This window comes from Citrobacter sp. Cpo109, assembly GCF_030332565.1.
GTDB classification, from domain to species: Bacteria; Pseudomonadota; Gammaproteobacteria; order Enterobacterales; family Enterobacteriaceae; genus Citrobacter; species Citrobacter portucalensis.
The window spans coordinates 60713-86965 of record NZ_JAOWHQ010000044.1; the positions used below are offsets into that span (position 1 = coordinate 60713).

Annotated in this window: 24 protein-coding genes; 19 read left to right on the forward strand and 5 right to left on the reverse strand. The window is 53.3% G+C overall.

The window, feature by feature from the left end:
- Positions 1-36: 36 nt before the first annotated feature.
- On the forward strand, positions 37-936 hold the full coding sequence (locus tag OGY71_RS04340) for a carboxylate/amino acid/amine transporter (RefSeq protein WP_003828930.1): 900 nt from the start codon (positions 37-39) through the stop codon (positions 934-936).
- Here OGY71_RS04340 and metR read toward each other — a convergent pair.
- Positions 824-1777 carry an HTH-type transcriptional regulator MetR gene (gene metR / locus OGY71_RS04345; protein ID WP_003017908.1) on the reverse strand — a complete coding sequence of 318 codons (954 nt, stop codon included), beginning with the start codon at positions 1775-1777 and terminating at the stop codon, positions 824-826. The two genes, OGY71_RS04340 and metR, sit on opposite strands and share 113 nt — an antisense overlap.
- 248 nt (positions 1778-2025) lie before the next feature.
- On the opposite strand from metR, the gene metE reads away from it, so the two are divergent.
- Complete coding sequence (metE, locus tag OGY71_RS04350) at positions 2026-4287, forward strand: 5-methyltetrahydropteroyltriglutamate--homocysteine S-methyltransferase (protein WP_286612909.1); 2262 nt, start codon at positions 2026-2028, stop codon at positions 4285-4287.
- Between the two features lie 96 nt (positions 4288-4383).
- Here metE and OGY71_RS04355 read toward each other — a convergent pair whose 3' ends face one another.
- Positions 4384-5190: a dienelactone hydrolase family protein gene (locus OGY71_RS04355; RefSeq protein ID WP_003828924.1), complete on the reverse strand. Its 807-nt coding sequence runs from the start codon at positions 5188-5190 to the stop codon at positions 4384-4386.
- A gap of 265 nt (positions 5191-5455) precedes the next feature.
- Here OGY71_RS04355 and udp point away from each other — a divergent pair, with 265 nt between their 5' ends.
- The 9 genes from udp (at position 5456) to tatD (ending at position 13397) form a co-directional block, all read left to right on the forward strand.
- A complete protein-coding gene (udp, locus tag OGY71_RS04360) occupies positions 5456-6217 on the forward strand; it encodes a uridine phosphorylase (RefSeq protein WP_003828923.1) in 762 nt (253 codons plus the stop codon).
- A 140-nt stretch (positions 6218-6357) separates the two neighbouring features.
- Positions 6358-7788, forward strand: a complete 1431-nt coding sequence (rmuC, locus tag OGY71_RS04365) for a DNA recombination protein RmuC (protein WP_122973913.1) — start codon at positions 6358-6360, stop codon at positions 7786-7788.
- 94 nt (positions 7789-7882) lie between these two features.
- Positions 7883-8638 (forward strand): bifunctional demethylmenaquinone methyltransferase/2-methoxy-6-polyprenyl-1,4-benzoquinol methylase UbiE, encoded by a 756-nt coding sequence (gene ubiE, locus OGY71_RS04370; protein WP_003017897.1) that lies wholly within the window; start codon positions 7883-7885, stop codon positions 8636-8638.
- 13 nt (positions 8639-8651) lie between these two features.
- Positions 8652-9257: a ubiquinone biosynthesis protein UbiJ gene (gene ubiJ, locus OGY71_RS04375; RefSeq protein WP_003828918.1), complete on the forward strand. Its 606-nt coding sequence runs from the start codon at positions 8652-8654 to the stop codon at positions 9255-9257.
- Positions 9254-10894, forward strand: coding sequence for a ubiquinone biosynthesis regulatory protein kinase UbiB (gene ubiB / locus OGY71_RS04380; protein ID WP_003828916.1), 1641 nt, complete (start codon positions 9254-9256; stop codon positions 10892-10894). The genes ubiJ and ubiB overlap by 4 nt, the downstream gene beginning before the upstream one ends.
- 78 nt (positions 10895-10972) lie before the next feature.
- Positions 10973-11227 (forward strand): Sec-independent protein translocase subunit TatA, encoded by a 255-nt coding sequence (gene tatA / locus OGY71_RS04385; protein ID WP_003017888.1) that lies wholly within the window; start codon positions 10973-10975, stop codon positions 11225-11227.
- Between the two features lie 3 nt (positions 11228-11230).
- A complete protein-coding gene (tatB, locus tag OGY71_RS04390) occupies positions 11231-11779 on the forward strand; it encodes a Sec-independent protein translocase protein TatB (protein ID WP_003828913.1) in 549 nt (182 codons plus the stop codon).
- A 2-nt stretch (positions 11780-11781) separates the two neighbouring features.
- Positions 11782-12573 (forward strand): Sec-independent protein translocase subunit TatC, encoded by a 792-nt coding sequence (tatC, locus tag OGY71_RS04395; protein ID WP_016155142.1) that lies wholly within the window; start codon positions 11782-11784, stop codon positions 12571-12573.
- Between the two features lie 41 nt (positions 12574-12614).
- A complete protein-coding gene (gene tatD, locus OGY71_RS04400) occupies positions 12615-13397 on the forward strand; it encodes a 3'-5' ssDNA/RNA exonuclease TatD (RefSeq protein ID WP_126957713.1) in 783 nt (260 codons plus the stop codon).
- A gap of 5 nt (positions 13398-13402) precedes the next feature.
- Here tatD and rfaH read toward each other — a convergent pair whose 3' ends face one another.
- Positions 13403-13891: a transcription/translation regulatory transformer protein RfaH gene (gene rfaH / locus OGY71_RS04405; protein WP_003017881.1), complete on the reverse strand. Its 489-nt coding sequence runs from the start codon at positions 13889-13891 to the stop codon at positions 13403-13405.
- A gap of 204 nt (positions 13892-14095) precedes the next feature.
- On the opposite strand from rfaH, the gene ubiD reads away from it, so the two are divergent.
- From ubiD to OGY71_RS04425, 4 genes are all read left to right on the forward strand, one after another.
- Positions 14096-15589: a 4-hydroxy-3-polyprenylbenzoate decarboxylase gene (gene ubiD / locus OGY71_RS04410; RefSeq protein WP_003828905.1), complete on the forward strand. Its 1494-nt coding sequence runs from the start codon at positions 14096-14098 to the stop codon at positions 15587-15589.
- 40 nt (positions 15590-15629) lie between these two features.
- Complete coding sequence (gene fre, locus OGY71_RS04415) at positions 15630-16331, forward strand: NAD(P)H-flavin reductase (RefSeq protein WP_003828903.1); 702 nt, start codon at positions 15630-15632, stop codon at positions 16329-16331.
- A 228-nt stretch (positions 16332-16559) separates the two neighbouring features.
- A complete protein-coding gene (locus OGY71_RS04420; protein ID WP_193134884.1) occupies positions 16560-17486 on the forward strand; it encodes an ROK family protein in 927 nt (308 codons plus the stop codon).
- Positions 17483-18463 (forward strand): LacI family DNA-binding transcriptional regulator, encoded by a 981-nt coding sequence (locus OGY71_RS04425; RefSeq protein WP_191221983.1) that lies wholly within the window; start codon positions 17483-17485, stop codon positions 18461-18463. The genes OGY71_RS04420 and OGY71_RS04425 overlap by 4 nt, the downstream gene beginning before the upstream one ends.
- A gap of 155 nt (positions 18464-18618) precedes the next feature.
- Here OGY71_RS04425 and fadA read toward each other — a convergent pair whose 3' ends face one another.
- Positions 18619-19782 (reverse strand): acetyl-CoA C-acyltransferase FadA, encoded by a 1164-nt coding sequence (fadA, locus tag OGY71_RS04430; protein WP_003828895.1) that lies wholly within the window; start codon positions 19780-19782, stop codon positions 18619-18621.
- A 9-nt stretch (positions 19783-19791) separates the two neighbouring features.
- A complete protein-coding gene (gene fadB, locus OGY71_RS04435) occupies positions 19792-21981 on the reverse strand; it encodes a fatty acid oxidation complex subunit alpha FadB (protein ID WP_003828892.1) in 2190 nt (729 codons plus the stop codon).
- Between the two features lie 188 nt (positions 21982-22169).
- Between fadB and pepQ the strand changes: the two genes are divergently transcribed.
- From pepQ to hemG, 4 genes are read left to right on the forward strand one after another with little or no spacing between them, the layout of a single operon-like run.
- On the forward strand, positions 22170-23501 hold the full coding sequence (gene pepQ, locus OGY71_RS04440; protein WP_003828891.1) for a Xaa-Pro dipeptidase: 1332 nt from the start codon (positions 22170-22172) through the stop codon (positions 23499-23501).
- A complete protein-coding gene (locus OGY71_RS04445) occupies positions 23501-24115 on the forward strand; it encodes an IMPACT family protein (RefSeq protein WP_003828888.1) in 615 nt (204 codons plus the stop codon). Before pepQ ends, OGY71_RS04445 begins: the two co-directional genes overlap by 1 nt.
- 38 nt (positions 24116-24153) lie before the next feature.
- Positions 24154-25605: a Trk system potassium transporter TrkH gene (gene trkH / locus OGY71_RS04450; protein WP_003017848.1), complete on the forward strand. Its 1452-nt coding sequence runs from the start codon at positions 24154-24156 to the stop codon at positions 25603-25605.
- A gap of 11 nt (positions 25606-25616) precedes the next feature.
- Positions 25617-26162 carry a menaquinone-dependent protoporphyrinogen IX dehydrogenase gene (gene hemG / locus OGY71_RS04455; protein WP_003828882.1) on the forward strand — a complete coding sequence of 182 codons (546 nt, stop codon included), beginning with the start codon at positions 25617-25619 and terminating at the stop codon, positions 26160-26162.
- Positions 26163-26253: the final 91 nt, after the last annotated feature.

The window sequence follows — 26253 nt, forward strand, 5'->3', positions numbered from 1 at the left end:
TACAATGGGTGTACCTTTTGTTAAGAGACATCCATTGTGGCGTTACTCATCATTACCACAATTCTGTGGGCCTTTTCCTTTAGCCTGTTTGGCGAGTACCTTGCCGGTCATGTCGATAGCTATTTTGCGGTGCTGGTGCGCGTTGGGCTGGCTGCGCTGGTGTTCCTGCCGTTTCTACGTACTCGTGGGCACAGCGTAAAAACGATCGGGCTGTATATGCTGGTGGGTGCCATGCAGCTTGGCATTATGTACATGCTGAGTTTTCACGCCTATCTGTACCTGACGGTTTCAGAACTGCTGCTCTTTACCGTGCTGACGCCGCTCTACATTACGCTGATTTATGATCTGATGAGCGGACGTCGTCTGCGCTGGAGTTACGCCTTTAGTGCGTTACTGGCGGTGATTGGTGCGGGGATCATTCGTTACGATCAGGTGACCAGCCACTTCTGGACCGGTCTGCTGCTGGTGCAGTTGTCCAATATCAGCTTTGCCATTGGTATGGTGGGCTATAAACGTCTGATGGAGACGCGGCCAATGCCGCAGCACAACGCCTTTGCCTGGTTTTATATGGGCGCCTTTATGGTGGCTGTCGTGGCCTGGTTCATGCTGGGCAATGCGCAGAAAATGCCTGCAACCACGCTACAGTGGGGAATTCTGGTCTTTCTTGGCGTGGCGGCGTCCGGCATTGGTTACTTTATGTGGAACTACGGTGCGACCCAGGTGGATGCGGGCACGCTGGGCATCATGAACAATATGCATGTCCCTGCCGGACTGCTGGTTAACCTTGCTATCTGGCATCAACAACCTCACTGGCCAAGCTTCATCATTGGTGCGGCTGTGATAGTGGCTTCACTGTGGGTACATCGAAAGTGGGTCGTTCCGCACTCCGTACAAACGGCAGGTGATCGCAGGCGTGATTCCGCGCTGAGCGAATAAACGCTTCTGTGACCGGCTGTCGCTGCTCGCCATCACGCACGGCGGCGTACAGTCGGCTCCACAATCCATCACCCAGGGTTTTGGTCACTACCAGGCCCTGGCGTTCAAAACTCTCCACCACCCAGTGAGGTAACGCCGCGATACCCATTCTGGCTGCAACCATCTGAATCAGCAGCAAGGTGTTATCCACGCTTTTCAGCGACGGACTAACGCCTGCAGGTTGCAGGAAATGCCGCCATACATCCAGTCGACTCCGTTGCACCGGGTAAATGAGCAGCGTCTCGCTGGCCAAATCTTCTGGCGTGATTTGCGTTTTGCTAGCCAACGGATGGTCAGGCGCCAGTACCAGGCGGACTTCAAAATCGAACATCGGCGAGTAGTGCAATCCGCTGCGCGGCAAGATGTCGGAGGTTAACACCAGATCCAGCTCATCCTGCTGTAGCGCTGGTTGCGGATCGAACGTCACGCCGGATTTAAAGTCCATCTCCACCTGCGGCCAGTTGGCACGAAAATTCTCCAGCGCGGGCGTCAGCCATTGAATACAACTGTGACATTCAATCGCGATTCGCAACCGGGTTTGCTGCGGTTCGTTGCAGGCCTGCAGCGCACGACCAATTTGCGGCAACACCTGATTGGCTAACTGCAGCAGGATTTCTCCCTGCGGCGTAAAGCGCAGAGGCTGGCTTTTACGGATAAAAAGTCGAAAGCCAAGGCGCTGCTCCAGATCGCTGAACTGGTGAGAAAGGGCGGATTGGGTCTGATGCAACGTCGCCGCTGCGGCTGCCAGAGAACCACTATTCCGCAACGCCTGGAGCGTTTTCAGGTGTTTAATCTCGATCATGAAAGTCCTTCACTTCGGCATGAACAAATTGCGCTTGAGGAATATACAGTAACCGCCAATTATGGATGTGTAAACATCTGGACGTCCAAAACTCGTCATATTTCGGCTTGCAGATGCGTTGGCTTCCTCGCTTACCCCAGTCACTTACTTCAGTAAGCTCCTGGGGATGCGCTGTGTCGCCGCCTTCCTGCAAACCGAACTATTTAGAGTTTTTGCTTCAGATTCAATAAAATAAGAGAGGAAGAAAAATGACAATATTGAATCACACCCTCGGTTTCCCTCGCGTTGGCCTGCGTCGCGAGTTGAAGAAAGCGCAAGAAAGCTACTGGGCGGGAAATTCTTCCCGTGAAGATTTGCTGACCGTTGGCCGCGAGCTGCGTGCCCGCCACTGGGATCAGCAGAAGCAGGCGGGCGTTGACCTGCTGCCGGTGGGTGATTTTGCCTGGTACGATCACGTGCTGACCACCAGCCTGCTGCTCGGCAACGTTCCGGCTCGCCATCAAAATAAAGACGGCTCGGTCGATATCGATACCTTATTCCGCATTGGCCGTGGCCGCGCACCAACGGGTGAACCCGCGGCGGCGGCAGAAATGACCAAATGGTTTAACACCAACTATCACTACATGGTGCCAGAGTTCACTAAAGGTCAGCAGTTCAAACTGACCTGGACCCAACTGCTGGATGAAGTGGACGAAGCGCTGGCGCTCGGTCACAAAGTGAAGCCTGTGTTGCTGGGGCCGGTAACCTACCTGTGGTTGGGTAAAGTGAAAGGCGATCAGTTTGACCGTCTGAGCCTGTTGAACGACATTCTGCCGGTTTACCAGCAGGTGCTGGCCGAGCTGGCGAAACGCGGTATTGAGTGGGTGCAGATTGACGAACCCGCTCTGGTGCTGGAATTGCCGCAAGCGTGGCTGGAGGCCTTCAAACCAGCTTATGACGCGCTGACGGGTCAGGTGAAGCTGCTGCTGACCACCTACTTCGAAGGCGTAACGCCAAACCTGGATACCATTACCGCCCTGCCGGTGCAGGGACTGCACGTTGACTTCGTGCACGGCAAAGATGATGCAGCCGAGTTGCATAAACGTCTGCCTGCCGACTGGCTGCTGTCAGCGGGGCTGGTGAACGGCCGCAACGTCTGGCGTGCCGATCTCAGCGAAAAATACGCACAAATCAAAGATATCGTCGGGAAACGTAACCTGTGGGTGGCTTCTTCCTGCTCCCTGCTGCACAGCCCAATCGATCTCAGTGTTGAAACCCGCCTTGATGCAGAAGTGAAGAGCTGGTTTGCCTTCGCCCTGCAAAAATGCGGCGAGCTGGCGCTGCTGCGCGATGCATTGAATAGCGGTGATACGGCGGCAATTGTCGAGTGGAGCGCACCGATTCAGGCTCGTCGTCACTCTACCCGAGTACACAACGCCGCAGTGGAAAAACGTCTGGCAGCAATCACCGCCCAGGACAGCCAGCGCGCTAACGCTTACCCGGTTCGTGCCGAGGCGCAACGTGCCCGCTTTAATCTGCCGGCATGGCCGACTACGACTATCGGTTCATTCCCGCAAACCACAGAAATTCGCGGCCTGCGGCTGGATTTCAAAAAGGGCAACCTGGATGCTGGTAACTATCGCACCGGAATTGCGGAACATATTAAACAGGCGATTGTTGAACAGGAACGTCTGGGTCTCGACGTGCTGGTACACGGTGAAGCCGAGCGTAATGACATGGTCGAATACTTTGGCGAACACCTGGACGGCTTCGTCTTCACCCAGAACGGTTGGGTGCAGAGCTACGGCTCTCGCTGCGTGAAGCCGCCGGTGGTGATTGGCGACGTCAGCCGCCCGGAAGCGATCACCGTGGAGTGGGCGAAATATGCCCAGTCGCTGACCGACAAACCGGTAAAAGGCATGCTGACCGGTCCGGTGACCATTCTCTGCTGGTCATTCCCGCGTGAAGACGTGACGCGTGAAACCATCGCGAAGCAGATTGCGCTGGCGCTGCGTGATGAAGTGGCGGATCTGGAAGCGGCGGGTATCGGCATCATCCAGATTGATGAACCGGCACTGCGCGAAGGTCTGCCGCTGCGTCGCAGCGACTGGGCGGCGTATCTGGAGTGGGGCGTGGAAGCCTTCCGCATTAACGCGGCGGTAGCGAAGGATGAAACCCAGATCCACACCCACATGTGTTATTGCGAGTTCAACGACATCATGGACTCCATTGCGGCGCTGGATGCGGACGTGATTACCATTGAAACCTCGCGCTCTGATATGGAGTTGCTGGAATCGTTTGAAGAGTTCGATTATCCGAACGAAATCGGGCCGGGCGTATACGATATTCACTCGCCGAACGTCCCGAGCGTGGAGTGGATTGAAGCCCTGTTGAAGAAAGCCGAGCTGCGCATTCCAGCAGAACGTCTGTGGGTGAACCCGGACTGCGGCCTGAAAACCCGCGGCTGGCCGGAAACCCGTGCCGCGCTGGCGAACATGGTCAAAGCGGCGCAGAATTTGCGTCAGGCGTAATTCGGTGCCCGGGAAGCGCTGGGGCTTACCCGGGTTACAGGAAATCGCAATAGTTGTAGGCCCGGTCAGGCGTCGCTGCCACCGGGCAATTAACGTTTATTTCTTCCCACCGTATTGCACGAACCACTCCAGCATTCTCTGCCAACCGTCTTTCGCGGACTCTTCGTGATAGCTCGGGCGATAATCGGCGTTGAACGCATGTCCGGCATCGGGATAGACCACGATTTCCGCTTTAGCATTGGCGGCGCGCAGTGCCTGGCGCATTGTTTCAACGGTATCTTGCGGAATGCTGGTGTCCTGGCCGCCATAAAGCCCCAAAACGGGGGCGTTAAGATCGGTTGCGATATCAACGGGATGTTTTGGCGAGTTGAGGGTTTTATCACCCACCAGTTTGCCATACCACGCCACGGCCGCTTTTAACTGCGGATTATGTGCGGCATACAGCCAGGTGATGCGCCCACCCCAGCAAAATCCGGTGATCATCAACTGGTGTGCATCTCCTCCGTTGCGGGAGGCCCAGCTAGCGACGTGGTCCAGATCGGCCAGTACCTGAGAGTCGGGCACTTTGGCGACAAGGCCACTAAGCAGCGTAGGGATATCGGCAAAGTCATTGGGATCGCCTTCGCGAAAATAGAGTTCTGGTGCGATAGCCAGATACCCTTCCAGAGCCAAACGACGGCAAACGTCACGAATGTGCTCATGAATACCAAAAATCTCCTGCACGACAATGACTACGGGCAGCAGGCCATCAGTCTGTTTTGGTCGTGCGTGATACGCTGGCATATCATCGCCTTGTGAAGGTATGGACGTTACACCGGCGATAATTGCATTATCCGGGGTGTGAACCGTGGTAGACGTCGGTGGAGATACAGCAGGTGCAAAGCCAGATTGTCGTGTTGTCATGGTATTCTCCGTACCCTTAAATATTCAGCAAAAAAGCGCATTGTTAACTATAGACACATGCAACGAACCACATTGCCTTAAACGGGCTATCTTTTGTGCAGGGCTTCCTTACATCACATCATTTATGTGACATTAATCACTTTTTGATGGTAATTGAATGCAATTGATTTACATCATAGTGATGACTGTCACGAAAATATGTTTATGCCTTCGGTAAAGTGTGTTTTTGCTTCTTCTGACAAAACCGATTCACAGAGGAGTTTTTATGTCTAAGTCTGATGTTTTTCATCTCGGCCTCACTAAGAACGATTTACAAGGGGCTACGCTTGCTATCGTCCCTGGCGACCCGGAGCGTGTGGAAAAGATCGCCGCGCTGATGGATAAGCCGGTTAAGCTGGCATCTCATCGCGAGTTCACTACCTGGCGTGCTGAGCTGGATGGTAAAGCCGTGATCGTTTGTTCTACCGGTATCGGCGGCCCGTCCACCTCTATTGCCGTAGAAGAACTGGCACAGCTGGGCATTCGTACCTTCCTGCGTATCGGTACGACTGGCGCTATCCAGCCGCATATCAACGTAGGTGATGTACTGGTTACCACTGCATCTGTTCGTCTGGACGGCGCAAGCCTGCACTTCGCACCAATGGAATTCCCGGCCGTTGCGGACTTCGAGTGCACCACCGCGCTGGTGGAAGCGGCGAAATCTATCGGCGCCACCACTCACGTGGGGGTCACCGCGTCTTCTGACACCTTCTACCCGGGCCAGGAGCGTTATGACACCTTCTCTGGTCGCGTCGTGAGCCGTTTCAAAGGCTCAATGGAAGAGTGGCAGTCTATGGGCGTCATGAACTACGAAATGGAATCTGCTACGCTGCTGACCATGTGCGCAAGCCAGGGTCTGCGTGCCGGTATGGTCGCAGGTGTTATCGTGAACCGTACTCAGCAAGAGATCCCTAATGCGGAAACGATGAAACAAACGGAAAGTCACGCGGTGAAAATCGTGGTTGAAGCCGCGCGTCGTTTACTGTAATTCCCCCTTCTATTCAAAAAGGCCGACGCGTTCGGCCTTTTTATTTTGCGTAGTGCCTCGCAGGAAATTCCTTTTAAACTGGACGTTTATACAGCACAATTCTATTTTGTGCGGGTAAGTCGTTGCTGTAAGGGGGCGTTGTGGATATTTCAATTATGATGAGTGCCGTGTTGGCGTTAGCCGCAGGGCTACTGGTAGGGTGGCTGGCGACAAAAGCACGCGCCGATCAAATCCGTGCCGACCTCATCGAAGAGCGACGTGAACTGGATATTGCGCTAAGCGCCGCTCGCCAGCAGCTCTCGCAGGAAGCTCACTGGCGTGATGAGTGCGAACTACTCAATAACGAATTACGCAGTCTGCACAGTATCAACACCTCTCTGGAAGCCGATCTCCGTGAAGTCACTACCCGGCTGGAAGCAACCCAACAGCATGCGGAAGATAAAATCCGCCAGATGATCAACAGCGAACAGCGTCTGAGCGAACAGTTTGAAAATCTGGCGAATCGTATTTTTGAGCACAGCAACCGCCGTGTTGATGAGCAAAATCGCCAAAGTCTGAACAGCCTGCTTGCGCCGCTTCGTGAACAACTGGACGGTTTTCGTCGCCAGGTTCAGGATAGCTTTGGTAAAGAGGCGCAAGAACGCCATACCCTGGCGCACGAAATTCGTAATCTCCAGCAACTGAATGCGCAGATGGCGCAGGAAGCGGTAAACCTGACGCGGGCATTAAAAGGCGATAACAAAACGCAGGGTAACTGGGGAGAGGTCGTACTCACGCGGGTACTCGAAGCCTCTGGTCTGCGTGAAGGTTATGAATATGAAACCCAGGTTAGCATCGAAAACGACGCCCGTTCGCGAATGCAGCCTGATGTCATCGTTCGGCTACCGCAGGGTAAAGATGTGGTGATCGATGCGAAAATGACGCTGGTCGCCTATGAGCGCTATTTTAACGCAGAAGATGAATACACCCGCGAAAGTGCATTGCAGGAGCACATCGCCTCGGTGCGCAACCATATTCGACTACTGGGTCGCAAAGATTATCAGCAGCTTCCTGGGCTGCGTACGCTTGACTATGTGTTGATGTTTATCCCCGTTGAGCCCGCTTTTTTGCTGGCGCTCGACAGACAGCCCGAACTGATTACCGAAGCACTTAGAAATAACATTATGCTGGTGAGTCCTACCACGCTGTTGGTGGCATTGCGCACGATCGCCAACCTGTGGCGCTACGAGCATCAGAGTCGTAATGCGCAACAAATTGCCGATCGGGCCAGCAAACTTTATGACAAGATGCGGTTGTTTGTGGATGATATGTCGGCAATAGGCCAAAGCCTGGACAAAGCCCAGGACAACTACCGACAGGCGATGAAAAAACTCTCTTCCGGTCGTGGAAACGTCCTGTCGCAGGCAGAAGCGTTTCGTAGTTTAGGCGTGGAAATTAAGCGCGAGATTAATCCTGAGCTGGCTGAACAAGCTACTACACAGGATGAAGAATACCGCTTGCGCTCGGTCCCTGAGACGCAACAAGATGCGTCTTACCCCGAGGATGAAGCGATAAATCAGCAATCAAACTAGTCCATTTGGGGTAGTTGAACCCGGTAGAAGGGTAGGGCAAATTGGCCCAATCTGTTACACTTCTCGAACATTTTTTGGATGAGCAGGCACTGAGATGGTGGATAATTCACAAGAAACGACGCACTTTGGCTTTCAGACCGTCGCTAAAGAGCAGAAAGCTGACATGGTGGCCCACGTTTTTCATTCTGTGGCGTCTAAATATGACGTTATGAATGACTTAATGTCATTTGGCATTCATCGTTTGTGGAAGCGCTTCACCATTGATTGCAGTGGCGTGCGTCGCGGGCAAACCGTTCTCGATTTAGCAGGCGGTACCGGCGATCTGACGGCGAAATTCTCTCGCATGGTTGGTGAAACCGGCAAAGTTGTGCTGGCGGATATCAATGACTCAATGCTCAAAATGGGTCGCGAAAAGCTGCGTAATATTGGCGTGGTAGGTAACGTTGAGTACGTTCAGGCGAATGCGGAAGCATTACCTTTCCCTGACAACACGTTTGACTGCATCACCATCTCTTTCGGTCTGCGCAACGTAACGGATAAAGACAAAGCATTGCGCTCCATGTACCGCGTATTGAAGCCGGGCGGACGTCTACTGGTGCTGGAATTCTCCAAACCCATCATCGAACCGTTGAGCAAAGCCTACGACGCATACTCTTTCCATGTTCTGCCGCGCATAGGTTCAATGGTAGCAAGCGATGCGGACAGCTACCGTTATTTGGCGGAGTCCATCCGTATGCATCCCGATCAGGACACCTTAAAAGCAATGATGCAAGATGCCGGGTTCGAAAGCGTTGATTACTACAACCTGACAGCAGGTGTCGTTGCGCTGCATCGTGGTTACAAGTTCTGACAGGAGAGTGGGGATGCCTTTAAAACCCTTAGTAACCGCAGGCGTTGAAAATCTGCTCAACACCTTTCTGTACCGTTCTCCTGCGCTGAAGTCAGCCAGAACGCGTTTACAAGGGAAGGTGCTGCGTGTTGATCTCAAAGGATTTTCAACACCGTTAGTCCTGGTGTTTAGCGAGCGCCAGGTCGATGTGCTGGGGGCATGGGAAGGCGAAGCCGATTGCACCGTAATCACATATGCCAGTGTGTTACCGAAATTGCGTGACCGACAGCAACTCACCACGCTTATCCGCAGCGGTGAGCTGGAAGTCCAGGGCGATATCCAGGTAGTACAGAACTTTGTTGCGCTGGCCGATCTGGCGGAGTTGGATCCTGCAGAACTGTTAGCACCCTATACCGGCGATATCGTCGCGGAAGGGGTCAGCAAAGTCTTGCGTGGTGGAGCGAAGTTCCTGTGCCATAACTTTCAGCGCCAGCAGCGCTATGTCGCCGAAGCGATCACTGAAGAGTGGCGCATGGCTCCTGGTCCACTAGAGGTTGCATGGTTTGCTGAAGAAACGGCAGCCGTTGAGCGCGCGGTTGAATCTCTGGCCAAACGGCTGGAAAAACTGGAGGCCAAATGACGCCAGGTGAAGTACGGCGCCTTTATTTCATCATTCGCACTTTTTTAAGCTACGGTCTTGATGAACTCATCCCCAAAATGCGAATCACGCTGCCGCTTCGGTTGTGGCGTTACTCGTTGTTCTGGATGCCCAACCGACATAAAGACAAACCGCTGGGAGAAAGGCTGAGACTGGCTTTACAGGAACTGGGCCCGGTGTGGATCAAGTTTGGGCAAATGCTCTCTACCCGTCGTGACCTTTTCCCTCCGCACATCGCCGATCAGCTTGCGCTATTGCAGGATCGGGTTGCCCCGTTCGATGGGCTTAGAGCGAAAAAACAAATCGAAGAGGCTATGGGCGGGCTGCCCGTCGAGGAATGGTTTGATGATTTTGAGATCACGCCGCTGGCATCTGCGTCTGTTGCTCAGGTCCACACTGCGCGGTTGAAATCGAATGGCAAAGAGGTGGTGATCAAAGTTATTCGCCCGGACATACTTCCGGTCATCAAAGCGGATTTAAAACTGATCTACCGCCTGGCTCGTTGGGTTCCTCGTCTGCTGCCAGATGGGCGTCGCCTGCGACCAACAGAAGTCGTCCGTGAATATGAAAAAACGTTGATCGATGAACTGAATCTGCTGCGCGAATCGGCGAACGCCATTCAGCTACGACGTAATTTTGAAGATAGTCCGATGCTGTACATCCCGGAAGTGTATTCCGACTATTGTAGTCAGAACATGATGGTGATGGAGCGCATTTACGGCATCCCGGTTTCAGATGTCACCACGCTTGAGAAGAACGGCACCAATATGAAATTGTTGGCCGAGCGTGGTGTTCAGGTCTTCTTTACTCAGGTATTCCGCGACAGCTTTTTCCATGCGGATATGCACCCCGGGAACATTTTTGTCAGTTATGAGCACCCTGAAAACCCGAAATACATTGGTATTGATTGTGGGATTGTGGGCTCTTTAAACAAAGAAGATAAGCGTTACCTGGCTGAAAACTTCATTGCGTTCTTTAACCGCGATTACCGCAAAGTTGCTGAACTGCACGTGGATTCTGGTTGGGTTCCGCCGGATACCAACGTAGAAGAGTTTGAATTTGCCATTCGTACCGTGTGCGAGCCGATTTTTGAAAAACCGCTGGCGGAGATTTCCTTTGGTCACGTGCTGCTGAATCTGTTCAACACTGCGCGCCGCTTCAATATGGAAGTTCAGCCTCAACTGGTATTGCTCCAGAAGACGCTGCTGTACGTAGAAGGTGTCGGACGACAACTCTACCCGCAGTTAGATTTGTGGAAAACGGCTAAGCCATTCCTCGAATCCTGGATTAAAGATCAGGTCGGTATTCCGGCGCTCGTTAGGGCATTTAAAGAAAAAGCACCGTTCTGGGTCGAAAAAATGCCAGAAATACCTGAACTGGTGTATGACAGTTTGCGCCAGGGCAAATATTTACAGCACAGTGTTGATAAGATTGCCCGCGAGCTTCACGCGAATCATGTACGCCAGGGACAATCCCGTTATTTATTGGGCATTGGCGCAACATTGTTGCTAAGTGGAACATTCCTGCTGGTAAGCCGCCCTGAGTGGGGGCTTATGCCGGGCTGGTTAATGGCGGGAGGCGTCATAGCCTGGTTGATCGGCTGGCGCAAAATGCGCTGAATTTTTCATCGCCCAAGGCAGGTCGTGTAACGTATACTACGGCCTTATTAATTCATCATCTATGACAGAGGAACATGTATGGGTGGTATCAGTATTTGGCAGTTGTTGATCATTGCCGTCATCGTTGTACTGCTATTTGGCACCAAGAAACTCGGCTCCATCGGTTCCGATCTTGGCGCGTCGATCAAAGGCTTCAAAAAAGCGATGGGTGATGATGAGCCTAAGCAAGATAAAACCAGCCAGGACGCTGATTTTACTGCTAAATCCATCACCGATAAGCAGGGTGAAGTGAAAAAGGAAGACGCCAAAAGCCAAGATAAAGAGCAGGTATAATCCGTGTTTGATATCGGTTTTAGCGAACTGTTATTGGTGTTCGTGATCGGCCTCATTGTTCTGGGGCCGCAACGATTACCTGTAGCGGTAAAAACGGTTGCTGGCTGGGTTCGCGCTTTGCGTTCCCTTGCAACTACTGTTCAGAATGAACTGACCCAGGAGCTTAAGCTTCAGGAGTTTCAGGACAGCCTGAAGAAAGTAGAGAAAGCGAGCCTGACAAATCTGACCCCGGAGCTGAAAGCGTCAATGGATGAGCTGCGTGAGGCTGCGGAATCGATGAAGCGTTCTTACAGCGTGCACGATCCTGAGAAAGCGAGCGATGAAGCGCACACTATCCATAATCCGGTGGTGAAAGACGGTGAAGCGCAGCGAGAAGGGGTCACCCCTGCCGCCGCTGAAAACCAGGCCAGTTCGCCGGAGCAAAAACCGGAATCCGCGGGTGCTAAAACGCCAGAGCAGACGGAAAACACTTCCGCCACGTTGATGGATGCAGAAAAGAAAGCTGCCGCACCTGTTGTCGAATCCTCCCCCTCGTCGAGTGATAAACCGTAAACATGGCTGTAGAAGATACCCAACCGCTCATTACGCATCTTATTGAACTGCGTAAGCGACTCCTGAACTGCATCATTGCGGTAATCGTGATCTTTCTGGCGTTGGTTTACTTTGCCAACGACATTTACCATATGGTTGCGGCGCCGCTGATTAAACAGATGCCGCAGGGTGCAACGATGATCGCCACCGATGTGGCCTCGCCGTTCTTTACCCCAATAAAGTTGACCTTCATGGTGTCGCTGATCCTGTCAGCGCCAGTGATCCTCTACCAGGTGTGGGCATTTATTGCGCCTGCTTTGTATAAACATGAACGTCGACTGGTTGTGCCGCTGCTGGTTTCTAGTTCGTTGTTGTTCTACATCGGCATGGCATTCGCCTATTTTGTCGTCTTTCCGTTGGCGTTTGGTTTTCTGGCCAACACGGCTCCGCAAGGCGTGCAGGTATCGACGGACATTGCCAGCTATCTCAGTTTCGTAATGGCGCTGTTTATGGCTTTCGGTGTCTCTTTTGAGGTTCCGGTCGCCATCGTGCTGCTATGCTGGATGGGCATTACGACGCCTGATGATTTACGCAAGAAACGCCCTTACGTTGTGGTGGGCGCATTTGTCGTCGGGATGCTACTGACCCCGCCAGATGTCTTCTCGCAAACGCTGTTGGCGATACCGATGTACTGCCTGTTCGAGGTGGGCGTTTTCTTCTCTCGTTTCTATGTCGGTAAGCGACGTACGCGAGATGAGGACAACGAGGCTGAAGAAGCAAAAGAAGCCGAAGCCACCGAGAAAACAGAAGAGTAAATTCAACCGCCCGTCAGGGCGGTTGTCATATGGGAGGTAGCATGTTTGATATTGGCGTTAATTTAACCAGTTCACAATTTGCGAAAGACAGGGATGATGTTGTGGCGCGCGCCTTTGCTGCGGGCGTAAACGGTATGCTTCTGACCGGAACAAACCTGCACGAAAGCCAACAGGCGCTGAAGTTGGCGCAACATTATCCACATTGCTGGTCCACGGCTGGCGTGCACCCGCATGACAGTAGCCAATGGCAATCCTCAACGGAAGACGAGATTATCGCGCTGGCAAACCAGTCTGAGGTGGTCGCTATTGGCGAGTGCGGTCTGGATTTCAATCGCAATTTCTCCACGCCACAGGAGCAGGAACGTGCTTTTGAGGCACAACTGCGCATTGCCGCTGAACTGCAGATGCCGATTTTCATGCATTGTCGGGATGCCCATGAGCGTTTTCTGACGTTGCTGGAGCCGTGGCTGGACAGCCTGCCCGGCGCGGTGCTGCACTGTTTCACCGGCTCGCGCCAGGAGATGCAGGACTGCGTGGACCGAGGGCTTTATATTGGTATTACCGGCTGGGTCTGTGATGAGCGTCGGGGGATGGAACTGCGGGAACTGCTGCCGTTTATTCCGGTAGAAAGACTACTGATCGAAACTGATGCGCCTTACCTACTTCCTCGCGACTTAACGCCTAAACCGACGTCACGGCGCAATGAACCGGCGCACCTGCCACATATTCTTGAGCGTATTGCCCACTGGCGCGGAGAAGATCCTCAATGGCTGTCAGCCACCATTGATGCTAACGTCAGAACGCTGTTCGAAGTGACCTTCTAAACGGCTTAAATTTTTCGAAAGCCGGTATTTTTCACGCTCTGCTTAACCTCTTTATTCAACAGGTTAAGCAGTAGCATGGAACGCGCTTCGCCATCCGGTTCGGTGAAGATCGCTTTTAGCCCCTCAAACGCCCCTTCAGTAATAATCACGCTGTCCCCTGGCTGAGGAGTTTGCGGGTCAACAATTCCTTCAGGCTTGTAGATAGAAAGCTGGTGAATAACGGGAGAAGGGACGGTCGCAGGCGTCGCGCCAAAACGGACGAAATGGCTGACACCACGCGTGGCGTTGATGGTGGTGGTGTGGATCACTTCCGGGTCGAACTCGACAAACATGTAATTAGGGAATAGTGGTTCACTGACTGTGGTACGTTTACCGCGCACTATTTTTTCCAGGGTGATCATAGGCGTCAGGCAGTTCACCGCCTGTCTTTCCAGGTGTTCCTGGGCTCGCTGAAGTTGCCCACGTTTGCAGTACAGTAAATACCAGGATTGCATAATAACTCTTATCCGCTTGTTCTGAGCGCCAGCATAGCAAAAGCCATGCGTTAAGTTAATTATACCCGCCTCAACGCAGGCTGAAACCCAATGGGTATATACTCCCAGGGCTTATATGTATCGCCAGAGTTCACGCTAATTTAACAAAAATACAGCATCACAATGATGAACGCCGTATAATGAAGCGCTTACGAAGAGGCCACAATGGACGCCATGAAATATCACGATTTACGCGACTTCCTGACGCTGCTTGAACAGCAGGGCGAGCTCAAACGCATTTCGCTTGAGGTGGATCCCCACCTGGAAATTACTGAAATTGCCGATCGCACTCTGCGTGCCGGTGGGCCTGCGTTACTGTTTGAGAATCCGAAAGGCTATTCAATGCCGGTGCTGTGTAACCTGTTTGGCACACCAAAGCGTGTTGCGATGGGGATGGGACAAGAAGATGTCTCGGCGCTACGAGAAGTCGGTAAACTGTTGGCGTTTTTGAAAGAGCCAGAGCCACCGAAAGGATTCCGCGATCTGTTTGATAAGCTGCCGCAGTTTAAGCAGGTGTTGAACATGCCGACTAAGCGGTTGCGCGGTGCACCTTGTCAGCAAAAAATCTACTCGGGCGATGACGTTGATTTAAACCGCATTCCGATTATGACCTGCTGGCCGGAAGATGCCGCGCCGCTGATTACCTGGGGGCTCACCGTAACGCGTGGTCCGCATAAAGAGCGGCAGAATCTGGGCATCTATCGTCAGCAGCTGATTGGCAAAAACAAGCTCATTATGCGCTGGCTGTCCCATCGCGGCGGCGCGCTTGATTACCAGGAATGGTGCGCAGCGCATCCGGGCGAACGCTTCCCGGTTTCTGTGGCGTTAGGAGCCGATCCTGCGACCATTCTGGGGGCCGTGACGCCGGTTCCTGATACATTATCCGAGTACGCATTTGCCGGGCTGTTGCGCGGAACCAAGACCGAAGTAGTTAAATGTATTTCCAACGACCTGGAAGTGCCTGCCAGTGCAGAAATCGTGCTGGAAGGGTACATTGAACCGGGCGAGCTGGCCCCGGAAGGGCCGTATGGCGATCATACCGGCTACTACAACGAAGTAGATAGCTTCCCGGTCTTTACCGTCACGCACATTACCCAGCGCGAAGATGCGATTTATCACTCTACCTATACCGGACGTCCGCCAGATGAGCCCGCGGTACTCGGCGTGGCGCTGAACGAAGTTTTCGTTCCTATTCTGCAAAAGCAGTTCCCGGAGATTGTCGATTTTTATCTACCTCCGGAAGGCTGTTCATATCGCCTGGCCGTCGTGACGATGAAAAAACAGTACGCTGGTCATGCCAAACGCGTCATGATGGGTGTCTGGTCGTTTTTGCGTCAGTTTATGTACACCAAATTTGTTATTGTTTGCGATGATGACGTCAACGCACGTGACTGGAATGATGTGATTTGGGCAATTACTACCCGTATGGACCCGGCCCGGGATACGGTACTGGTAGAGAATACGCCAATTGATTACCTGGACTTTGCCTCGCCGGTTTCCGGCCTTGGTTCAAAAATGGGGCTGGATGCCACAAATAAATGGCCGGGCGAAACCCAACGTGAATGGGGACGTCCGATTAAAAAAGATCCTGAAGTGACTGCGCGCATTGACGCAATTTGGGATGAACTGGCCATCTTTAATGACGGCAAAAGCGCCTGAGGCGCGATCGTTTTGCCTATTGATCCGACAGAGAGAGCGCATGACAACCTTAAGCTGTAAAGTGACCTCGGTAGAAGCTATCACTGACACCGTATATCGCGTTCGTTTAGTGCCAGACGCGGCGTTTTCCTTTCGTGCTGGCCAGTATTTAATGGTCGTGATGGACGAAAGGGATAAGCGTCCGTTCTCCATGGCATCAACGCCGGACGAGCAAGGATTCATTGAGCTGCACGTTGGCGCCTCTGAGCTAAATCTTTATGCCATGGCCGTGATGGACCGTATTCTGAAAGACCGGGAGATCAAGGTCGACATTCCGCATGGCGAAGCCTGGCTGCGTGATGAAGACGAGCGCCCGCTGATCCTGATTGCCGGTGGTACAGGGTTCTCTTACGTGCGTTCCATTCTGCTTACCGCGCTGGCGCGCAATCCAAATCGCGATATCACCATTTACTGGGGCGGGCGCGAAGAGAAGCATCTCTACGATCTCTCCGAGCTGGAAGCGCTGTCAGTGAATCACCCGAATTTGCGCGTTGAGCCAGTGGTGGAACAGCCTGAAGACGGCTGGCGTGGTCGTACGGGAACCGTGTTAACGGCAGTATTACAGGATTACGGTACCCTGGCGGAGCATGATATCTACATCGCTGGTCGTTTCGAAATGGCCAAAATCGCGCGCGATCTGTTCTGTAATGAACGCAGTGCACGTGAAGATCGCCTGTTTGGCGACGCTTTCGCGTTCATTTAAGCGCTGTGCGCCGGAGTCCTTCCGGCGCATTCATCACCAACCTTACTTCTTCTAACAGGGTGCAAGCCCGATCTCGTTGTTTCTCTTTTTTACCACGTTTTTTAGTAAACATATTTTTCCTATCTATTAATCACAAAACTTAGCTTTTGTGACAGGTTTCTTTTTGTTTAGTAAACAAAATTGGCAAACTAGACACAATCAAATTGCGAGGCGCAAACGAGGAAAACCATGAGGCTCGGACTGGATATTGGCGGGACTAAAATCGAAGCGGTGGTGATTGATAACGCGGGTGTAATTGTTTACCGCGAGCGATGCGCGACACCAAAGCAGAGTTACGGTGATTTTTTCCAGGCCGTGACGGAGATGATTGCTAAGGCCAGACTGGCCGTTAATCAGCCTTTATCGGTTGGCATTGGGGTGCCTGGCGCGGTGGATAGCGAGGGGTTAATTAAGAACTCCAACATCCTGGTGCTCAATCAACAGGCCTTTGCGCAAGACCTTGAGCGAGCGTTAGGAATGCCCGTGCCTGTTACTAATGATGCCAACTGCTTTACCTTGTCGGAAGCGATGGACGGTAGCGGACACGGGCATAGCGTGGTATTTGGCGTGATCCTCGGTACCGGTTGCGGCGGTGGACTATGCATCGATAACCGCTTGATCTCTGGACCTAACGCCTGCGCAGGAGAGTGGGGGCATAATGCATTGCCGCGCTACCACGAATCTCAGGACGGGGCTGGAGTGACATGCTATTGCGGACAGTTGAACTGTATTGAGAGCTTTATTTCCGGCAGCGGTCTGGAACGCCAGTACCTGAATCACACCGCGCAGCATGTGGGTGTGCCACAAATTATGCAACAGGTAGAATCGGGTGATGCGGATGCCTGCTTTGTATGGAAACGCTATTGCGATCAACTGGCGCGTGCGTTGGCGGGCGTGGTGAATACGCTCGATCCCGATGTTATCGTGCTAGGGGGCGGGGTATCCAATATCGATTTACTGTATTCGGGTTTACCGGCGCGAGTGGCGCAGTACGTATTTGGTAAGCAGTGCCGCACACCGATTGTTCGGGCCCGTCACGGCGACAGCAGCGGCGTACGCGGTGCGGCCTGGCTGGGGGCGCAACAAGCCATAGTAGAATCAATGAGAGTGAAATGACGAAACCTGTACGTATCAGAGATATTGCCGAAGCTTGTGGTGTTTCAGTTGGTGCAGTTTCCCGCGCCCTAAAAGGGCAGCCGGGGCTACGTGAAGACACCCGGCTGCGCATTATTTCTGTGGCGCAGCAGCAGGGTTATGATTTTTCCCGTCTGCGTACTGACAAGATCAAACGCGTCCTTTTTTTGCTTCACCGCCAGCACAATATCAGCCGGGCATTGCCGTTTTATTCTCAACTACTGCTGGGGATAGAAGATAACTGTCGTGACCATGGTATTGCGCTGAGCTTTCTCTCCATTGGTCCAGGCGATGCAGTGAGTGAGCAGGTGCTGCTGCACCAGCCTGATGCACTGATCTGTGCCGGATTTTTTGAGCCTGAATTACTTGGCTTGCTGCAACAGATGAAGCTGCCGTTGGTGCTGGTGGATCTCTGGGCGCCGGGCTTGCCTTGCGTGAACCCGGATAACACTCAGGGTGGGTATCTGGCCACGCAACATTTGATTGCACAAGGTCGCAGCCGTATTGCTTTTCTTGCCAGCACGCTTGCGCACTACAGCATCCGTCAGCGCGAGAAGGGCTACCGTCAGGCATTGTATGAGGCCCGTTTGCTGATGCCGCCAGAGTATGAAGCCGTTGCGCCGCCGCTGTTGGATACCGATCAATCTCTGGTTGAGGCGGTAAATGAGCTACTCAGATTGCCGGAGCCGCCCGACGCTATTTTTGCCTATAACGATGCGGCAGCGCTGGTTGTTCAACGGGTGTGCGCACAGCAGGGGATACGCATCCCGGAAGATCTCGCGCTGGTGGGGTTTGATGATATCGATGCTGCGGCCTGGTCACATCCACCACTCACTACTATTGCGGTTGATAAACAACAATTGGGGCGTGAAGCGCTGCGTTTATTGCTGGAAGAAAATCAGGAAGAGAATCTGCTGTTGCCGGTGCAGTTAGTGGTGCGAGGTAGCTCAGGGAAATAAAAAAACCCGCCCCTGACAGGCGGGAAGAACGGCAACTAAATTGTTATACAATGGCATTTGTGTTGTAGGCCGGATAAGACGCATCAGCGTCGCCATCCGGCATAGTCGCCGGGGGCGCTTCGCTTGCCCGGCCTACAATAAGTCACATGCTTTGATTAAACTCGCTCAAATACCGTCGCGATGCCCTGGCCTAACCCGATACACATCGTCGCCAGGCCAAACTGTACGTCTTTGCGTTCCATCAGATTGAGCAAGGTGGTGCTGATACGCGCCCCGGAGCAACCCAGCGGATGACCCAAAGCGATCGCCCCGCCGTTGAGGTTGATCTTTTCATCGATCTGCTCCATCAGCCCCAGATCTTTAATGCACGGCAGGATCTGAGCGGCAAAGGCTTCGTTCATCTCAAACAAACCGATATCGCTGGTGGAGAGTCCCGCTTTTTTCAGCGCCAGTTTTGAGGCCGGAACCGGACCATAACCCATAATTGACGGGTCACAGCCAACAACAGCCATCGAACGGATTCGGGCACGCGGCGTCAGACCCAGCTCACGGGCGCGGCTTTCGCTCATGACCAGCATCGCCGCTGCGCCGTCGGAGAGCGCGGAGGAGGTACCGGCAGTGACCGTTCCGCTAACCGGATCGAACGCCGGGCGCAGGGTGGAGAGCGCTTCAACGGTTGTCTCTGGGCGGATAACCTCATCGTAGTTAAACTGCTTCAGCACGCCGTCGGCATCATGGCCACCGGTCGGGATGATTTCGTTTTTAAATGCGCCAGACTGTGTTGCAGCCCAGGCACGAGCATGTGAACGTGCGGCGAAAGCGTCCTGCATTTCACGGCTGATGCCGTGCATGCGAGAGAGCATTTCCGCAGTCAGACCCATCATTCCCGCGGCTTTTGCCACGTTGCGGCTCATGCCCGGATGGAAATCAACGCCGTGACTCATTGGCACATGGCCCATATGTTCCACGCCGCCAATCAGGCACGCCTGAGCATCGCCGGTCATGATCATACGTGCCGCGTCGTGCAGCGCCTGCATTGATGAACCGCACAGGCGGTTGACCGTGACGGCCGGAACGGAGTGCGGAACTTCCGCCAGCAGCGCGGCGTTACGGGCGATGTTGAAACCCTGCTCCAGCGTTTGCTGCACGCAGCCCCAGTAAATATCATCAAGCGCGGATGGCTCCAGCGCAGGATTTCGCGCCAGCAGGCTACGCATTAAGTGTGCGGAGAGATCTTCTGCCCGCACGTTACGAAACGCGCCCCCTTTCGAACGGCCCATCGGGGTACGGATCGCATCAACAATTACAACCTGTTCCATTGTGACTCCTTAAGCCGTTTTCAGGCTGCCAACCGGGCGGGCAGGCTCAACCTGGGGATAATACGGTTCGTTATGGCGCGCCTTATCACGCAGACCAGCCGGAACTTCATACAGTGCTCCGAGGTGCTGATACTGCTGGGCCATATCGAGATACTTCGCGCTGCCGAGCGTATCCAACCAGCGGAACGCGCCACCATGGAACGGAGGGAAGCCCAGGCCATAAACCAGCGCCATATCGGCCTCTGCCGGGCTGGCGATAATGCCTTCTTCCAGACAACGCACCACTTCGTTGACCATTGGGATCATCATGCGGGCGATAATCTCTTCATCGCTGAAGTCGCGTTTCGGCTGGCTGACTTCTGCCAGCAGATCGTCAACGGTGGCATCCTCTTCTTTCTTCGGCTTGCCCTTGTTGTCTTCTTTATAACGCCAGAATCCAAGACCGTTTTTCTGTCCGAAACGGTTCGCATCAAACAGGGCGTCTATCGCGTCGCGATAATCTTTCTGCATACGCTGAGGGAAGCCTGCGGACATCACTGCCTGCGCGTGATGTGCGGTATCAATTCCCACCACGTCCAGCAGATAAGCCGGGCCCATCGGCCAGCCAAACTGTTTTTCCATGACTTTGTCGATTTTGCGGAAATCCGCCCCATCGCGCAGCAGCTGGCTGAAACCGGCAAAATACGGGAACAGCACGCGGTTCACGAAGAAACCAGGGCAGTCGTTGACCACAATTGGTGTTTTGCCCATCTGGCTTGCCCAGGCGACAACTTTGGCGATGGTTTCATCCGAGCTTTTCTCGCCGCGAATGATCTCAACCAGTGGCATGCGGTGTACTGGGTTAAAGAAGTGCATTCCACAGAAGTTTTCCGGGCGCTTGAGCGCGCTGGCCAGCTCGTTGATTGGGATGGTAGAGGTATTCGACGCCAGTACGGTGCCCGGGCATACCTGATCTTCGGTTTCCGCCAGTACCGCTTTTTTCACTTTCGGGTTTTCCACGACCGCTTCAACCACCACGTCCACACGCTCAAAACCGCTATAGTCGAGGGTTGGATGAATAGTGGAAATCACGCCCGCCATTTTCAGACCGTCAATTTTGCCGCGCTCAAGCTGTTTGTTCAGCAGCTTGGCCGCTTCGGTCATGCCCAGCGTTAATGATTTGTCGTTGATATCTTTCATGACAACCGGCACGCCTTTCCAGGCTGACTGGTAAGCGATGCCGCCGCCCATAATGCCCGCGCCCAGCACCGCGGCTTGCTTCGGTGCTTCAATATTTTTGGTGAGCTTTTTGGCTTTGGCTTTCACGAACTGATCGTTAAGGAAGATCCCTACCAGCGCGCGGGCTTCACTGGTGTGCGCCAGTGGAACAAAGCTTTTATTTTCCAGATTCAGCGCTTCTTCACGACCAAAACGGGCTGCTGCTTCAATGGTTTTTACCGCGGTAATCGGTGCGGGGTAATGTTTACCAGCCGTCTGCGCTACCATGCCTTTAGCGATGGTAAAGCTCATCGCCGCTTCAATTTTGCTGAGTTTCAACGGCTCCAGTTTCGGCTGACGTTTGGCTTTCCAGTCGAGGTCGCCGTTAATCGCCTGACGTAATACCGCGATCGCGCCATCAAGCAGTTTGTCTTGCTTCACTACGCCATCGACCAGGCCGATTTTTAGCGCCTGCTCAGCACCAACATCCTTACCTGCCGCAATAATTTCCAGCGCGCTGTCCGCACCCAGCATACGTGGCATACGCACGGAGCCGCCAAAGCCCGGCATAATGCCCAGCTTGGTTTCCGGCAGGCCAATGCGCAGGTCCGGCGTTGCCAGACGATAATCGGTTGCCAGAACACACTCGCAGCCGCCACCCAGCGCGTAGCCGTTTACCGCTGACAGGGTCGGAACAGGCAGATCTTCGAGGCGATTAAAGACGCTGTTGGCAAAATGCAGCCACTGGCTCAGTTGTTCTTCAGGCACGAGGAACAGTGAAAGGAATTCGGTGATATCGGCACCAACAATAAAGGCTGCTTTGTTAGAACGCAGCAGCAGCCCTTTTAAATTCGGTTGTTTTTCCAGCACATCAAGCGCATGGCCCAGGCTGGCAACGGTGGCCGTGTCGAGTTTATTGACCGAACCAGGGGCATCGAACACCAGTTCGGCGATGCCATCTTCCAGCCAGTCGAGGTACAGGGTGTCGCCTTTGTAAAGCATGTCAGTCTCCTGAATCCGCAAGGTCATCTGGTCATACCAGATGAATCGAAGTGTGTGTTTTATGTTAATAAAATGCAAATGAATGATTAAAGAAATGACGATTCGATCACGCTCGGCAGAAATCACGCACTCACAAAGCGATGTGCTAAGATGCGGAGACTTGAGGTCAAAAAACAGAAGGATAGAAAATGGAATCGCTGGCCGCACTCTATAAAAATCATATCGTTACCTTACAGGAACGGACGCGCGACGCGCTGGAGCGCTTCAAGCTGGATGCGTTACTTATTCACTCAGGCGAACTTGTTAACGTCTTTCTCGACGATCATCCGTACCCGTTTAAGGTCAATCCGCAATTCAAAGCCTGGGTGCCTGTCACGCAGGTTCCTAACTGCTGGCTGCTGGTGGATGGCGTAAACAAGCCGAAACTATGGTTCTACTTGCCGGTTGATTACTGGCACAACGTTGAGCCGCTGCCTACTTCTTTCTGGACGGAAGAAATTGAGATCATCGCGCTGCCGAAAGCAGATGGTATCGGTAGCCAACTGCCTGCTGCTCGCGGCAATATCGGTTACATCGGCCCGGTTCCTGAACGTGCACTGCAACTGGACATCGCGGCCAGCAACATCAACCCGAAAGGGGTGATCGACTACCTGCATTATTACCGTGCTTATAAAACTGATTACGAACTGGCCTGTATGCGCGAAGCGCAGAAAATGGCGGTAAATGGACACCGTGCCGCAGAAGAAGCGTTCCGTTCCGGAATGAGCGAGTTTGACATCAACCTCGCTTACCTGACTGCCACCGGTCACCGCGACACCGACGTGCCATACAGCAACATCGTGGCGCTTAACGAGCATGCTTCGGTGCTTCATTACACCAAGCTGGATCATCAGGCACCGTCTGAAATCCGCAGCTTCCTGCTCGACGCTGGTGCGGAATACAACGGTTATGCGGCAGATCTGACGCGTACCTGGTCGGCGAAAAGCGACAATGACTATGCGCATCTGGTGAAAGACGTTAACGACGAAGAGCTGGCGCTGATTGCCACCATGAAAGCAGGCACCAGCTACGTGGATTATCACATTCAGTTCCATCAGCGCATCGCGAAGCTGCTGCGTAAGCATCAAATCATCACTGATATGAGTGAAGAGGCGATGGTGGAAAACGATCTTACCGGGCCGTTTATGCCGCACGGTATTGGCCACCCGCTGGGTCTGCAGGTGCATGATGTCGCAGGCTTTATGCAGGATGACCGCGGTACTCATCTGGCCGCGCCGTCGAAGTATCCTTACCTGCGTTGCACCCGCGTACTGCAACCAGGCATGGTTCTGACCATCGAACCGGGCATCTACTTCATTGAATCTCTGCTGGCGCCGTGGCGTGAAGGACAGTTCAGCAAGCACTTCAACTGGCAGAAAATTGAAGCCCTGAAACCGTTCGGCGGTATTCGTATTGAAGACAACGTGGTGGTCCACGAGAACAATATCGAAAACATGACGCGGGATTTGAAACTGGCGTAATGGACAGTTGGTTAATCCCTGCGGCGCCGGTCAGCGTCGTTGAAGAGATCAAAAAAAGCCGCTTCATTACGCTGCTCGCCCATACGGACGGCGTAGAAGCGGCAAAGGCGTTTGTTGAGTCAGTCAAAGCGGAACACCCTGACGCCCGCCACCATTGTGTGGCGTGGGTGGCGGGTGCGCCCAATGACTCGCAGCAGCTAGGATTTTCAGACGATGGCGAACCGGCGGGTACGGCAGGTAAACCGATGCTCGCGCAGCTGATGGGGAGCGGTGTCGGCGAGATTACCGCTGTAGTCGTGCGCTACTACGGCGGTATCCTTCTCGGTACTGGAGGGTTGGTAAAAGCCTACGGTGGCGGTGTGAATCAGGCGTTGCGCCAGTTAACGACACAGCGCAAGACGCCATTAACCGAATATACTTTGCAGTGTGAGTACGGTCAGCTGGCAGGCATTGAAGCCTTGCTGGGGCAGTTTGACGGTAAAGTCGTTGCCAGTGATTACCAGGCTTTTGTTCGGCTCAGGGTGGCGCTTCCTTTTGCCAGAGTGGATGAGTTTTCGGCAAAACTGGCGGATTTTAGTCGTGGTTCATTGCAATTGTTAGCGATTGAAGAATAATCCCCACCTCATTTTAAAGAACTAAGGAAGCGGCAGAGATGCATTTTCGCGCCATCACCCGAATCGTTGGACTACTGGTCATCTTATTCTCGGGGACAATGATTATCCCCGGACTGGTAGCGCTCATCTACCGCGATGGGGCAGGGCGTGCATTCACCCAAACTTTCTTCGTTGCTCTGGCGATCGGCTCCATGCTGTGGTGGCCAAACCGTAAAGAGAAGGGTGAACTGAAATCGCGCGAAGGATTTCTGATTGTCGTTTTGTTCTGGACCGTTCTGGGCAGTGTGGGTGCGCTACCGTTCATTTTTGCGGAAAGCCCTAACCTGACGATAACCGACGCTTTTTTTGAATCCTTTTCCGGATTAACCACTACAGGTGCGACGACGCTGGTGGGGCTGGATTCATTGCCACACGCGATTCTCTTTTATCGCCAGATGCTGCAATGGTTCGGCGGGATGGGGATCATCGTGCTGGCGGTGGCTATCCTGCCTATTCTTGGCGTTGGTGGGATGCAGCTCTATCGTGCAGAAATGCCGGGGCCGCTGAAAGATAATAAAATGCGCCCGCGTATTGCCGAAACGGCGAAAACGCTGTGGCTAATCTATGTATTGCTGACGGTGGCGTGCGCGCTGGCGCTATGGTTTGCCGGGATGCCCGCGTTTGACGCCATTGGGCACAGTTTTGCCACAATCGCCATCGGTGGTTTTTCCACACACGATGCCAGCGTGGGGTATTTCGACAGTCCCACGATTAACACTATCATTGCTATCTTCTTGCTGATCTCCGGTTGTAACTATGGTCTGCACTTCTCTTTATTAAGTGGGCGTAGTCTGAAGGTCTACTGGCGGGATCCGGAATTCCGCATGTTTATCGGCGTGCAGCTGACGCTGGTGGCAGTCTGTACGTTGGTGCTATGGATACACAATACCTATGGCTCGGCGCTCACGACGATCAACCAGGCCTTTTTCCAGGTGGTATCGATGGCGACGACCGCCGGATTTACCACGGACAGTATTGCCCGCTGGCCCTTGTTCCTGCCAGTGCTGTTGCTGTGTTCTGCTTTTATCGGCGGCTGTGCCGGGTCGACGGGCGGTGGCTTGAAGGTGATTCGTATCCTGCTGCTGTTTAAGCAGGGTAACCGCGAATTGAAACGACTGGTCCATCCGAATGCGGTTTACAGTATCAAACTGGGTAACCGTGCGTTGCCGGAGCGAATTCTTGAAGCCGTATGGGGATTCTTCTCTGCCTATGCGCTGGTCTTTATTATCAGTATGCTGGCGATTATTGCGACCGGTGTTGATGACTTCTCCGCGTTTGCCTCCGTAGTGGCAACGTTGAATAACCTGGGGCCTGGACTGGGGGTTGTCGCTGACAACTTTGCCAGTATGAACCCTGTGGCGAAGTGGATCCTGATTGCCAATATGCTGTTTGGTCGTCTGGAGGTCTTTACTCTGCTGGTGCTCTTTACCCCTACTTTCTGGCGTGAATAATGGAGTAACACGTGAAAACACTGATTCTTTTTTCTTCCCGGGACGGACAAACGCGTGAAATCGCTGAATATCTGGCTTCTGAACTCAAAGAGCTGGGTGTTTGGGCAGATGTTGTTAATTTGCATCGTACTGCGGAGCCGGACTGGCAAAATTATGACAGCGTGGTAATTGGCGCCTCGATTCGCTACGGTCATTACCATGCTGCTTTTCAGGAGTTTGTGAAAAAGCATGCCACACGGCTGAATTCGATGCCGAGCGCGTTCTACTCCGTAAACCTGGTTGCCCGTAAACCGGAGAAACGTACGCCGCAAACCAACAGCTATGCGCGTAAGTTCCTGATGAGTTCGCCGTGGCGACCAGACCACAGTGCAGTTATTGCGGGTGCTTTGCTGTATCCACGCTATCGCTGGTATGACCGCGTTATGATCCAACTGATAATGAAGATGTCAGGTGGTGAAACGGATACGAATAAAGAAGTGGTGTATACCGATTGGGAACAGGTTGCGAGATTCGCGCGGGAAATAGCCCAATTAACCAACAAAGCGTCGTTAAAATAAGCGTAAAGAATAAAAAATACGCACTCGGAAGATTATTTTAAATTTCCCCTTGTCAGCCTGAAATAACTCCCTATAATGCGCCTCCACTGAC